General features: G+C 46.9%; 9 protein-coding genes. 4 read left to right on the forward strand and 5 right to left on the reverse strand.

Annotated elements, in window-relative coordinates; genetic code table 11:
• The first annotated feature begins 129 nt into the window (after positions 1-129).
• Positions 130-498 carry a hypothetical protein gene (locus tag CWS43_RS18820; RefSeq protein ID WP_101078611.1) on the forward strand — a complete coding sequence of 123 codons (369 nt, stop codon included), beginning with the start codon at positions 130-132 and terminating at the stop codon, positions 496-498.
• Positions 499-1,661: 1,163 nt separating this feature from the next.
• Entirely contained in the window at positions 1,662-2,483 is an 822-nt protein-coding gene (locus tag CWS43_RS18835; RefSeq protein WP_157825413.1) for an AAA family ATPase, read from the forward strand.
• Between the two features lie 1,530 nt (positions 2,484-4,013).
• Here the strand turns inward: CWS43_RS18835 and CWS43_RS18845 are convergent.
• The 3 genes from CWS43_RS18845 to CWS43_RS18855 all read right to left on the reverse strand — a co-directional run bounded on the left by CWS43_RS18845 (position 4,014) and on the right by CWS43_RS18855 (position 6,509).
• Complete coding sequence (locus CWS43_RS18845) at positions 4,014-4,742, reverse strand: HNH endonuclease (RefSeq protein ID WP_101078615.1); 729 nt, start codon at positions 4,740-4,742, stop codon at positions 4,014-4,016.
• A gap of 65 nt (positions 4,743-4,807) precedes the next feature.
• Complete coding sequence (locus CWS43_RS18850) at positions 4,808-5,851, reverse strand: HNH endonuclease (RefSeq protein WP_101078616.1); 1,044 nt, start codon at positions 5,849-5,851, stop codon at positions 4,808-4,810.
• An 82-nt stretch (positions 5,852-5,933) separates the two neighbouring features.
• Positions 5,934-6,509, reverse strand: coding sequence for an ATP-dependent Clp protease proteolytic subunit (locus tag CWS43_RS18855; RefSeq protein ID WP_101078617.1), 576 nt, complete (start codon positions 6,507-6,509; stop codon positions 5,934-5,936).
• Positions 6,510-6,834: 325 nt separating this feature from the next.
• On the opposite strand from CWS43_RS18855, the gene CWS43_RS18860 reads away from it, so the two are divergent.
• Positions 6,835-7,965, forward strand: coding sequence for a PD-(D/E)XK nuclease family protein (locus CWS43_RS18860; protein ID WP_101078618.1), 1,131 nt, complete (start codon positions 6,835-6,837; stop codon positions 7,963-7,965).
• A gap of 208 nt (positions 7,966-8,173) precedes the next feature.
• Positions 8,174-8,578 (forward strand): DUF4260 domain-containing protein, encoded by a 405-nt coding sequence (locus tag CWS43_RS18865; RefSeq protein WP_101078619.1) that lies wholly within the window; start codon positions 8,174-8,176, stop codon positions 8,576-8,578.
• A 1-nt stretch (position 8,579) separates the two neighbouring features.
• Here the strand turns inward: CWS43_RS18865 and CWS43_RS18870 are convergent, their stop codons facing one another.
• Together CWS43_RS18870 and CWS43_RS18875 are read right to left on the reverse strand one after the other, a co-directional pair.
• A complete protein-coding gene (locus CWS43_RS18870) occupies positions 8,580-11,657 on the reverse strand; it encodes an efflux RND transporter permease subunit (protein ID WP_198555873.1) in 3,078 nt (1,025 codons plus the stop codon).
• Positions 11,654-12,706 carry an efflux RND transporter periplasmic adaptor subunit gene (locus tag CWS43_RS18875; RefSeq protein WP_232777070.1) on the reverse strand — a complete coding sequence of 351 codons (1,053 nt, stop codon included), beginning with the start codon at positions 12,704-12,706 and terminating at the stop codon, positions 11,654-11,656. The genes CWS43_RS18870 and CWS43_RS18875 overlap by 4 nt, the downstream gene beginning before the upstream one ends.
• Positions 12,707-12,843: the final 137 nt, after the last annotated feature.

Raw genomic sequence — 12,843 nt, forward strand, 5'->3', positions numbered from 1 at the left:
AGGCAGTTCTGATCCACATGTTGAGTTCAAGGATGCCACAGGCCAAAGAACCGATGCCTTTGGTAATCCGGTAACTAGGAAAAGCCCAGACAATCACACATCAATTGACTTCGACCTGTGAGAACCGACATGAACTATTCTGAAATTTTATCGCTCTCAAATTTTTATCTCGAAGATAGCTACGTTTTGTCAATTGATGAGGTGGCAAGATCACTGATTTTTGAACTGGAGGCTGTTCTTACTAAGAATCACCCACAATATGAAGAACCAAAAAACGGAGAGCAGTATTGCTATCGCAAGGTTTTGTTGCGTTTTTTTAGCGCGGACTCTATCGAATGGCTTGATAGGCGATTCATAGGGTTTATAGATAGTACAGGTGATTTGGACTATGGAAATATAGACAGTTTTGTTAGCGATGATGGTGCTTATATTCTGTCTGGCGATTGGGGGCGAGTCATAATTCGGGGCGGAGAGGTAGAAGCGGTTATCACTGATTAGTTGGTGCAAAAGACAGAGTAAAGCGGATATCAAAACAAAGTTCACAAGAGACAAATGGCGATAATAGATAAAAAATTGTAGTGAGCACATTTAAATCTCGTCGTCATAAACCTCTTTTTCTGGAAGTATGATTGACAAAAACTTTAGACACATGGTTGCATGGTGCAACTAATTTGAAGGGTGATGTGAATGACTACTGAATCGCTGATGGTTGAAAATATACGTATATACGCCTCGATATGAGTGTTCGAGAAAAAAGAAGTCGGCCAATGCTATAAAAGGGAGGCGTGATGTTTACCCCAGAATTTATAAATGAAGAACGAGGAGAGTTTTTCCTTGTAGCTAACCACAGCCTGGCATCCCCGGAATCTATACAATTCAGTATTGCGTATAATCTTGCCAGAATATCCTACGGGCTATCGCAGCTTCCACCGCACATTCGAACCTGCCGGGTCGTCTATGATATCAGAGGGCAATCAATCCCTGAGGTGGTCCTGACCCTGATAAACCGAGCGCTTGAGCAGGTAGCCATTGTGGAGTTTAAGCGCTGATGGGGCTCCAATTAATTGTAAAAGCAGATCGTAAGAAGATAGAAAAAGCGTTGAGGTCACTGACGTCAGAATGTGAAATTTTCCCGGTTGCAGAAGGCCTTTTTGGTATTTCAATTCCGGAGCGAAGTCTCTCATCCATGGGTGAAGATGTCATTCTTCACAAACTTGAACAACTAAAGCGCTTTGACCTCTGGCAGGGATCCTGGCAAGAATCCGAGCGACGTTGGTTCCGTTGAGGGGCAGCTCTGAGCGAAGAGCGGACGCTCACTGGTCAGAGGAAAAACGCCAATATCAGAAGTAATATTTTGGTGTGTTTGCATGACCATCATCTTGCTATAGAAGGAAAACAGTGGGTTGAACGATATATTTTTACTATAAAATTAATGTGTCCACTGTAAAAGCTTCAAGTTTTTTTTATGAGCGCCGATAGTAATACTTCTTTAAGCGTTATATGGGGAATCGTTCGCTCGGGAAATGGATATTTTTTACTGATGATGATAACTACCGATTGTGCAGCCGTTAAAGATGATTACTGATACTGTAGGGGCAACACAGCATTATAAACTAGAAGGATTTAATTTATGTCTAACGTTTCAATTTTAATAAAAAAAATTGAAGTCTCTTGATGAGATATCATTTGATTTTAATTTATCCCCTGGCGTTAATGTTCTGTGTGGTGAGAATGGCGTAGGGAAAAGCACATTAATGAATGTGATGTCGAAGCTATTTGATGCGACTGCACTTAGGCGACTATTTAAAAGCGAAGTTGATGAAAATACAGAGATTGAATTTCATTTCGATTCACTATCAAATAAGTGGCGAAAAAACAAAAACAACACGTGGACTAACGAAATAAAAAAGGATGGCGATATTGCTTTTTATGGTTTTTTGGAATCAAGTTTTATACATGAAACCAGATTTAAATACACCAATGTCAGCATGATGAATAGAGATGCTGTATTCCAAAAAAAGGATCTTAAAGATCTTCCTTCTGATTTGGTGTGTTCGATTGGTGATATTTTAAAGAAAAATCCAGACTATTTTTCTAAAATTCAGTACTATTACCCCATTTTTAAAAAGAAAATCCGTGGTAGCGATGAGGAAGAAGACGTTCTAGCCGATCGACCTCTTTTCATCTTTGAGGTTGAAGGGAAGAAATTATCAACGTATGAGATGAGTTCTGGTGAATTTATAGTTACAAGTTTGGTAGAGTACATTAATTGCGAACTAGAGAAGATAAAATACAATAAGTCTAAATCGAATAATAAATTACATGAAGTATCTATTGGTATCATTGATGAAATTGAAGTGGGGTTACATCCCGCAGCATTAAATCGCCTTATTAGTTATTTAAGCGAACTATGTGGCACCCATAAAGTATGTTTATTTTTGTCAACGCACAGTACAAACACCTTGTTGAAGGTAAAAAAATAAAATATATTTCTCCTCTCTAAGAGGAAGTCATCAAGAAAGAAAGTTGTTAACGTCATAAACCCGTGTTACCCAGCTTATGCTATACGCTCAACAAAAGATACTTGTGGCTATGACAAGATTATTTTTGTTGAAGACGTCTTAGCAAAAAAGATTGTCGAGCAACAATTAAATAAGATAAATTGTGGGCTAAACAATCTATTTAAGGTTATCCCGATTGGTGGCTGGAGAAAGGTCCTTGAAATATACAAAGAGTTTAGGGATGAGGGACTCGGTGGTGTTTTCTGCGATTATATTGTGATTTTAGATGGTGATGTTAAAGACGATTTTATCTGTGAGTTTGGTAATGAATCATCAAAGTACAGAGTTGAATTTTCACCTATACCAAGCCTTGAGAAGTTTTTTTTAGAAAGATTATAGTAAATGATGATTTCGATGTTTTCAGCAAGGTTGAAGCATCTCTCTTCAACTCATCAACCGATTTCTCATTAGACGATGTTATTTCAACATATAAAAAAGATAATCCTCAGCATCTATCTAAAGATAAAAAGGGCAAGAAATTAATGCATGCAATAATCACCTGTACTACTTCATCTGGCATGGACAGAACAACCGCTGAAAGATTGCTATGTGATATTGCCATGAATGATATCTTCGCAAACGCTGATGACTATCTAACTAACGAGGAAGTGCTACAGCATATTCTATCTCGCTTTTATCAGTAAACCAGGGGCCGCTTGGAAAACGGAAAATATCCTACACTAAACCTGTTCCTAAGCAGGCAGGCCGGGCAGTTTTTCCCGACCTGCGGTATTGAGAGTGACAGTTTAACGTTATACCCTTCTGAGGTTCTGTGAACCGATAAAAAAGGTGTGTAATTTACTTACACACCTTCCAAACAAGCTGTTACTCAGCGTCTTCAGCCCGGACTAATAACTTCCAGTTATTATTTTTGTGATTTTTTTTCTCACAATTACTGCACGGTGGGAGCTTTGTGCATTCGCGGTTGATTACATCTTCATATCCGCAGCTCTGGCAGCGATAAATTCCTGCCCAAACGGGATTTTCACCAGGCTTCCAGATTTTGTTAAATTTGTCCACATTCGTTGATTCTTTGACTTTTACGCGGTCACTGTACCATGCCATAATTCTTATACCTTTGAGTTAACTGGGTGACATACCCACCATATCAATGTGGTTTTATTGGTAGTATTTCAACCTATAATCAAGAAAATTATCTTTTTTAAGTGGCTATAGTTTTCAGAATTCCAGCTCATCCTACGCAATAAACTCCCTCTTCCTGATGCTTTTCAAACATATTCACGCTACTCGGATATAGCTGAATCCGCGCTCTAATGAAACAGAAACGGTGCAACCGTACAGGAACAAAAATACTGACCTCCCCCAGTAATTATTGCTTATACAGAGTTAGCAACTTCCGCTTCTGGCACAGAGCGGATATTTGAAACTTGCGCCACCCTGGACATATGAATTTAAGCTATATGGCAGTTTACGACTGCTATATAACTCAGGTTACTTACTCCAGAGTCTCAATTTCATTTTTAATTCCTCAACTAGAAGTACTTCACTACCACGGTGAACCATCGCGTGACAGTTCGGGCATAAGGGAATCATGTCGGTTTCTGGATCAACAACGTAATTTTCGCCAATAGTATGTAATGGCTTAATGTGGTGTACATGAATGAAGCCTTTCCCATGTTCGCCATAGACCTTCTCAAAGTCGAAGCCACAGCATTTGCACGTAGTGCCGTGATGCTTTACACAAGCATGTCGAGCCTTGGGATCACGCTCGTAGTGGTTTACTGTAACCTGCGTCTTGGCCCCTTCGACAAAACTTTCAGACGATGGGATTTCATCAGGAAATGGATTCGGTAGGAAATCTGCGTACCATACATCTCCTTCTTTTCGAAGATAACGCTTGTTTAGTTTACGCTCAAAATCCTTTATTACTGCAACCTCAGGATTGTCTGGATGTTCTGAGAAAACCATGTTGAAAGTGAAAAGTTCGTATCCTTCGTGAGCTAAACGGATATGTTCGAGTGCCTGTGTGTAGCCGGGTTGCTTTTTATTGTTAGAGTTGTATTCCCATTTCTCTCGGAGAATTACAGAGCGTTCCTGATCTCTCTCAACATCCCAGGAACCAAAAATAACCATCTTCTTATCATGGTTAACAAACGACCAACTCCACGTCCAGTTGTTGCAAGTAGCCCCGAGTGACTGGATGAATTCTTTCCTATTCATATGAAACCTCTAGTTAGTCGAATTAGGCTTGATGAGCGCTTTAGCGAACGGATCAGGGCACTCCATTACTCACTGATTTCACTCCAATATTGCCGATGACTGATCAGATGCGTTATTAACGGCCAGTTTTGCTTATCCTTAGGTAACCTGAGATCCCGGCCATCTAACTCTGCATATTCTGTCCCGGCCAGCTGTTCTGATATCCTTATTTTCCATCCGGCATCAATCCAGAGTAAACCACGGTCAAATAAAGTATGGATATCTGTTTTCAATAACAGCCCATGCTGGGCTCGGGTATGCCAGGCCCCTGCATAAGGGATAATATGAGCTGCCTCAAGCAGCATTGGGATCGAACACCCCGTTACCGCACATTTACCCTCATAAGCTTCAATGAGCTTTCGTCTGAATACAGGTTGCCCTTCCCGAACAATAACCTCACGCAGAGCCTTGAGGCGGAAGTCACCTTCATCTTCAGGCAATTCACTGAACAATTCGTCTCTCGCTTCAACCACCCGGCGATCGCCTGGCCTTGGGGCAGCGATCTGAATTGGCTTTTTACCATCGTCATCAATGTCCCATATGCCGTGCAATTCCTGCACATACGGTTCATACCTTGTATTGCGCAGATTTCCGCTACGGAATAACAAGTCGTACGGGTTACCCCGGTCAGTCCGGGCGCTTTTCCTGCTGCCAAGATATCGATACCGGGAGTTGCTATTGACGGTTAATGCATCCAGCTGAATGCGAATCTCGGTCTCTTTCAGAGGCGCGTTGCTGTTACTGATCCACTTAACAATATTTGCAGCAGAGGCGGAATTCAGTTGTGTCACGGCAAACCAGACGCGGAGATATTGCGGGTAGTGCATTTCTTCAGGAATGATACCGGGCACATCAGCCACATAGGTTGAGAAATCATGATGGCGCATCCATTCACCCCACTGCCGGGGATGTGTACTGATGCCGATGCGATGAGGTTCGCGTTTGCCAATTTCATCGTTGAATTCCTGCCGGGAGGGTGCCCGGCCCAGTTTCTGATAAAGGTCATCACAACAATCCCAGACTGCACGAACCAACGGACCCTGCGGGTACCCATTTTTGCTCTGGTACAATAATGTTCTCCGTCTATTTTTGAGAGAAATGAATAACCCTCAGTATAAAAATAAGATGCGGTATTACACCGCATCTTATTCACTAAGCAATTTCTGTATGACTTGTTATAACCCGGCTGATAATGCCGTAGTCTATTGCTTCCCGGGTATCCATCCAGAAGTTTCTGTCAGTGTCATTTTTTACTTTTTCTACGGATTGTCCTGTCGCATTGCTAATTAAAAGGTTAATTCTTTCCAGCATTTTTATTATTTGTCTGGCTTCAATTTCCACATCCGTTGCCTGCCCGTTCACCCCGCCTAAAGGCTGGTGTATCATAAAACGTGTATTAGGTAAGGCAATCCTGTTCTTTTTTTCAGCCGCTAACAGAATGGTTATCCCTGCACTTGCCACCCATCCTGTACCAATAATAATCACTTCCGGTGAGATGAACTTTATCATATCGTGAATACTGTCAGCCGCCTCTACGTGCCCGCCCTGGCTATTCAGATATAGCTTAATCGGGGTATCCCCCATCTCTTGCAATATCAGCAGTTGGGTAATGACCTCTTTTGCTACCTCCTGATTTATTTCGCCAGAAATAATCACTGAACGTGAATTTAGCAAACCTTGTGACATCTCTTTTTTGGATACTGTTTCGTTTTCTTTATTATCAGACATTTAAGGCTCCACATAAAGATTGTGCTATTAATCACGATAAGTGAAAGTCACACCATGGACGATAATTTTATTAACCGGCATGACATGATTATTACGCTTACTCATTCATTAATTGAAATAAAAATCCATTAGTATAATAGTAACTATCGGTATCAATTGCATTACTCTCACATAACCATTTGATTTTTATATTAATTTGCAAGCACACTGCAAGCACTAACCTGACAACGCTCACACAGTCTGCACGCACAAAGCCAAATATTCTAACGCCGCCGGATGTGACAATGGCGGGCAAGATTTATTGAAATTAACAAGGGATCTTCAAATGCAAGAGCTAACAGAAGAGTTCTTTCAGCAACTAATCAACCTCACCCGCCATAAGGCAAGAGAAACTAATTTTTATACCTCAGGTGGAACCGGATATTTGGAAAACCCAACATCCGATTTACTGGCATTATTTATGGGGAGGCAGCATGATGTCCCTTGCTGGTTGCTCAAAGCATTAATGGAATGTCTGGATATTGACTACAATATCGATGAACTGGATATAACCTCTCTGGAAGTCACCCGCGAAGCACGAACGGCAGATGGGAAATATCTTGATATTATCATCTGGCATCAGGATTTTCTCATTGGTATTGAGCATAAAACGATTTCAGCAATAAACAATCCTTTCGCCAGCTACGAGAAACACCTTAATAGCCTGACTGACAACAAGCAGGATGTATATTTTTGTATTATTGCCCCAGATAATCTCCTGAGTACGTTGACAGAGGGCTGGCCTTTAGTTAAATATTCAAAACTCATCGCCAAAGCCAGAAATCGTCAGGGTAAAGACCAGGCAAACACCGCTTTTGGTAAATGGCATATTTTCTATAGCGAATTTCTAAATCATTTACATGATCTCAGCGGGACGGATAATACAATGCTTATGAACGCCGAAAACCAGATATTTGTGAAAGATCACTTTACTCAGTTATTGAAAGCCCAGGCACTTCTGAAAGATTTCGAAGATGCCATGATTGCAGAAGCAAAAAAAACGCTTGCGCAAGTGCTACCGGATACAAACATAACGCAACGAATCAACAACTGGCCCGGTGATTATAAAGCAATCCATCTTGCACCAGAATGCTGGGGGCAAGGCGGCACGGGCGTATCTTTGGTCTATTACCCGGACGCAGGAACCCAAACGCTTAAATACTATGTTAACGGCTGGATAAATAGCATTGATTACCCAGAGTTATCAGCGCTTCATGAAGAAGTCATTATTTGCAAAAAATCAGCAGATTTCCTTCCCTCTGCCAATAAAAATGATCCTGATATTTACTTAAAAAATAAAGAATTAATGCTGTCATTTGGCACAAATGAAGGTTCTCTTGATGAAGCAAAAATCCTTCTTATTGAAATGGCTAATTTTATATCCGGTACATTAAAGCATGCCGGTCATTCTTTATGATCCTCAGCCAATGACAGACATTAGGAAAGTTTGAAAAACGATAAATGACATGTTGACGGAACCCACTGCGGCACCAGGCCAGTGGGTTTTTTACTTTTAACAGCGGATACAGTGCCGGGTTACTAACTATTTCTGGCTTAACCGTTAACCCGATATACGTCTCATGGCATATTAATGAAAACTCATCTGTTAACCGGAGAACGAATTCGTGCCAGCACACCCCGATACACAACCCAAAGCCGTTGCTCTCCTATGGCAAAAAACCGAAGCGTTGCTTATTTTTATCACGGCTCTGGTCATTTTCGCCCACCTCAATAGTTCCCTGTCCTGGTGGGCTGCGCTTCTTCTTTTTTTCGTTCCCGATATCAGCTTCTCAGGATATTTTTTTGGGCCTAAGGTGGGGGCGTTTTGTTATAACGCGGCACACCTCTATGCCTGCGGCGCAATACTGTTTGGAACAGGCATGATGATGAATAATCCGTTTTTCATGCTGGCGGGTTGCTTATGGCTGGCACATTCAGGGTTTGACCGCATGCTCGGCTATGGTCTGAAATCGCCAGAAGGATTTTCATTGACTCATCTTGGCCAGATAGGCAAAAAACAGGGCAACTAATTTACATGCGCTGATTACGGCCGTTACGGGCAGGGTGAGCCTGAATCACCAGGCTTAATGAAGCCGGGAGCACCGTGAGTGTGACCAGCGTGGCAATCACCAATCCCCCGATAATGGCAAATGCCATCGGCCCCCAAAATACCTGCTCTGCAATAGGGAGCATCCCCAAAATTGCGGCGGCGGCGGTGAGAATGATCGGGCGCGAGCGATGCCGGGCTGCGGTCGTAATCGCCTCCTCCTTGCCTGTGCCAGCGCGAAGATTCTTATCCACTTCGCTTATCATGATGACCGCATTGCGGATGATCATCCCCGACAGGGCAATGACCCCCAGCAAGGCAACAAATCCCATCGGCGTTCCGGTGGGAAGCATCGCAAGGACAATGCCGATAAGGCCAAACGGTGCCATCAGCAAAGCCAAAAAGAGACGGGAGAAACTCTGTAGCTGAACCATCAGCAAGACCAGCATCACGCAAAATGTCACCGGTAAAACCGTATACACCGAATTATTGCCTTTATCTGACTCGGCGACGGTTCCGCCCTCTTCTATCGTATACCCCGCAGGTAAAAGAGACCGCTGGTGCGCTACCACCCCGGAGAGTTGCTGCGATACGGCCTCTGCCCGCAAACCCGGTGCCAGATCGGTCTGCACGGTGATAAAAGGCAGCCGCTGACGGCGCCAGATAACCGGGTCATCCATGCCCCATACCGGCGTCGCAACCTGCATAAGCGGAATCTTAACGCCGCTGGCGTTGGTGATTTTAAGCGCAGAGAGTGTATCGATATTTTGCCGTTCAGCGTCGTCGGCCCGCATCACCACATCAACCAGCCGGTTCCGGTCACGAACCGTCGTGACCGTACTCCCGGACCAAACCGTATTGAGCGCAGAGGCAAGGCTTTCGGAGGAGACACCCGCCGCCCGGGCAGCCGTCTGGTTGACTTTCAGCGTGATGGTTCGTTGCGGTTCACCGGCGGTCAGGTTGACTTCCCGCGTCGCCGGGTTATCGCCGATGGCCTGCGCAAGCTGCTGCGCATACTGCCGGACACGGGCGTAATCAGGGCCGCTCACGCGATATTTAACAGGCCAGCCGACGGGTGGCCCAAGTTCCAGTGGAGAAACCCGTGTAGTGATATCACTGAATTGCTTCGCCAGGAGCAAATCCAGTTGCCGGCGAAGGGTGTCCCGCGCTTTCAAATCTTTAGCCACCACCACCAGTTGGGCAGTATTTTCATTATCCAGCAACACATCCATCGGCAAGTAAAATCGTATGGCCCCGCTGCCTGTATAGCTGGAGAAATGATCGACGTCAGGGTTCTTTAACAGCAGCTTTTCCAGCCGCTCCGTTTGTCTTTGCGTTTGCGCCTGAGAAGCATTGGCAGGAAGCGTCAGGCTGACAAGAAGCTCCGGGCGGTCAGACGCAGGAAAGAATTCCCCCTGCATAAAAGTCGTGCCATAAACGGCCAGGCCCAGCAGGGAAAGTGCAATGCCGAGCGTCAGTATGCGGTGATGCAACGTCGTGTTCAGCAACCGCTGATAGCCCCGCATCATCCTGCCCGGGCCTTCATTTTTCGCCGGTATCGTTGCCGGTAAAAGCCAGGTGCCGATGAGCGGGGAAAACACAATGGCAACCAGCCACGAGCACAGCAGTGAAATGAGGACCACGGCAAACAGAGAAAAGCAATATTCTCCGGCGCTTGATGATGCGAAACCGACGGGAATAAATCCGGCAATCATCACCAGGGTTCCGGTGAGCATCGGGAAAGCCGTTGTTCTGAAGGCATAAGTCGCGGCCTCTTTGCGGGAATCTCCGGCCTCAAGCCGCGAAACCATCGCCTCCACCGAGATCATGGCATCATCCACCAGCAGCGCGAGGGAGATAATCAGCGCCCCCAGGGAAATGCGCTGCAGGCCGATCCCGGCGAGCTTCATCCCGATGAACGTCATCGCCAGCACTAACGGAATAGCCGTCGCCACGACCAGCCCCGCGCGCGTGCCTAGCGACACGAAGGAAACCGCCAGTACGATGATGATCGCTTCAAGCAGGACGTGAATAAACCCCCGCACGGCCTGCGCGACAACCACAGACTGATCGGCCACCTTAACCATTTCAATACCGTGCGGCAGGCGGGAGCGGATTTCAGCCATCCTCTGGTTCAGTGCCTTTCCAAACTGGAGCATATTTCCGGTGTCTGCCATGGAGATCGCCAGCCCGATAGCAGGCTGCCCGTTGACACGAAAAGCCGGAGCCGGTGGCTCTGCACTCTGACGGCTGACGGTGGCAATATCCGTCAGCGGGATATAACGGTTATCGATATGCAATGTCATATTGCGCAGGCTTTGCTCGGAGCTAAACGCACCGCTCACCCTGAACGCGATATTTTCCTGCGGGCTTCTCAGCACACCCGTCGGGGTGACCGTATTCTGAGCGCTAATCGCACCGACGACCTGCTGCAAATCCAGCCCCATTCCGGCAATCTGGCGGGGCGAAAAGGTGATCACCATTTGCTCTTCCTGAACTCCCAGCAGGCTGACCTTGCCCATATCCGGCAATGACATCAGGCTCCGGCTGATGTCATCGACACGATCGCGTAATTCCCGTGGCGTAAAGCCTTCCGCCGTAAAGCCATAAATCGTACCAAACGTATCGTCAAACTCATCATTGACCGACGGGCCTTGCAGACCGGCGGGGAGCGACGGCGTAATATCCTGCATTTTTTTCCGAACCTGATACCAGATGTCGGGCACCGCCGATGACGGCGTGTCATCGCGCAGATTGATAAAGATGACCGACTGTCCGGCGCGGCTTTCGCTCTCCACATAATCGAGATAAGGGATTTCCTGAAGCTTTTTCTCCAGCGGGTCAGTGACAAGATTCACCGTATCCTGAACATTCGCGCCGGGCCATTGCGCGGAAACCACAGCGGTTTTAATAGTGAAGGACGGATCTTCATTGCGGGGAAGTTGCCCGTAGCTCAGGATACCGGCGGCCATGAACAGCAACATGAAGAAGGTCACCAGTTGCTGATGTTCCAGCGCCCAGGCCGACAGATTAAAAGTACGTGATGCAGGACGCAGCGTCATTCACGGTTCTCCCCGAGCACCACTTTTTCACCCTGCCGTAATTTACTCACGCCAGCCGTGACTACTTTTTCACCCGGTGTAACCCCTGCGGTAATCAGTACGTCATCCGTGGTATATCGCCCGATGCTGACCTTACGCAGATGGATCCGCAGGCTGGCATCATCAACAATAAACAGGGCGGGTTCTCCGCCCGCACGCGTCAGCGCAGAAGCTGGCAACGCGATCGTCTGCGTTCCCGACAACCGGAATGTCCCGAGAACTGTCGCACCCAGCGCCATCGCGGCAGGCGGATTATCCAGCGTAACCCGGACCCGCCACGTCCGCGTTTGCGGGTCGGCCTGAGGGCTGATATCACGCAGATGCCCCTGCGCGCTGACCTGCGGTTCACTAAGAAGTGTCACGGTAAACGGTGCGTCCGCATGCCGCGAAATAGCCCCGGGGTCGGTCACATCAAACACCGCATCTCGCCCGCTGCCGGATGCCAGCGTCACGACAGATTGCCCTGCACTTAACATCTGCCCTGCCGATGCGCTGACTTGCGTAATCACTCCGGAAGCCGGAGAGATTAACCGGGACCATGCCAGATTATCCTGCGCATTTTTCAGGGCATCTTCGCTGCTCTGCCGGCGTGAAACGGCCGCCTGCCAGTCGGACTGCGCGCTATCGAGCTGAGTCCGGGCGATAGCGCCCTGCGGCATCAGGAGTTTCATTCTTCTGAGATTAAGCGATGCAACCTGCTCTGCGGCACGGGCGCTGTTCAGATCGGCGCGCGCGCTATTGAGCTGATTGCGGGAGGTGTCACTTTCCTGAATCGCCAGAACTTGCCCGGCCTCAACGTGATCCCCCACTTCTGCGGTGCGGCTCACCAGCCGCCCGTCGAGGCGAAAGCCCAGCGAGACCTCTTCGTGCGCGCGAATTTCTCCACTTTGGGTCAATACGCGTGAAGATGAAGGGGCGGGTGCGATCACAAAACGAACGGCGCGCGGCGCCGCCGGTGGCTGCTGCGTTTTATCCCGGCAGCCAGAAAGCCCTGCGATGATTACCAGCATGACCCAGCCGGGCGCAAAGCCCCCCGGAAAGTGGTTCCGATGCTTTCCGGGGCGCGGGGAGCATTGTGTGAAATTGACAGGCATTGGCAGCCTCCTGAATGAATATGTGGCTATTCAACTCAGGGTCTGTCGAGATT

Source organism: Rahnella sp. AA, from assembly GCF_002834385.1.
In the GTDB taxonomy this organism is placed as follows: Bacteria; Pseudomonadota; Gammaproteobacteria; order Enterobacterales; family Enterobacteriaceae; genus Rahnella.

Bases quoted from the DNA above. Each gene is read 5' to 3' on its own strand.
- CWS43_RS18820 (WP_101078611.1), top strand. From the start codon at position 130: ATGAACTATTCTGAAATTTTATCGCTCTCAAATTTTTATCTCGAAGAT.
- CWS43_RS18845 (WP_101078615.1), bottom strand. From the start codon at position 4,742: ATGAATAGGAAAGAATTCATCCAGTCACTCGGGGCTACTTGCAACAAC.
- CWS43_RS18855 (WP_101078617.1), bottom strand. From the start codon at position 6,509: ATGTCTGATAATAAAGAAAACGAAACAGTATCCAAAAAAGAGATGTCA.
- CWS43_RS18860 (WP_101078618.1), top strand. From the start codon at position 6,835: ATGCAAGAGCTAACAGAAGAGTTCTTTCAGCAACTAATCAACCTCACC.
- CWS43_RS18870 (WP_198555873.1), bottom strand. From the start codon at position 11,657: ATGACGCTGCGTCCTGCATCACGTACTTTTAATCTGTCGGCCTGGGCG.
- CWS43_RS18875 (WP_232777070.1), bottom strand. From the start codon at position 12,706: ATGCTGGTAATCATCGCAGGGCTTTCTGGCTGCCGGGATAAAACGCAG.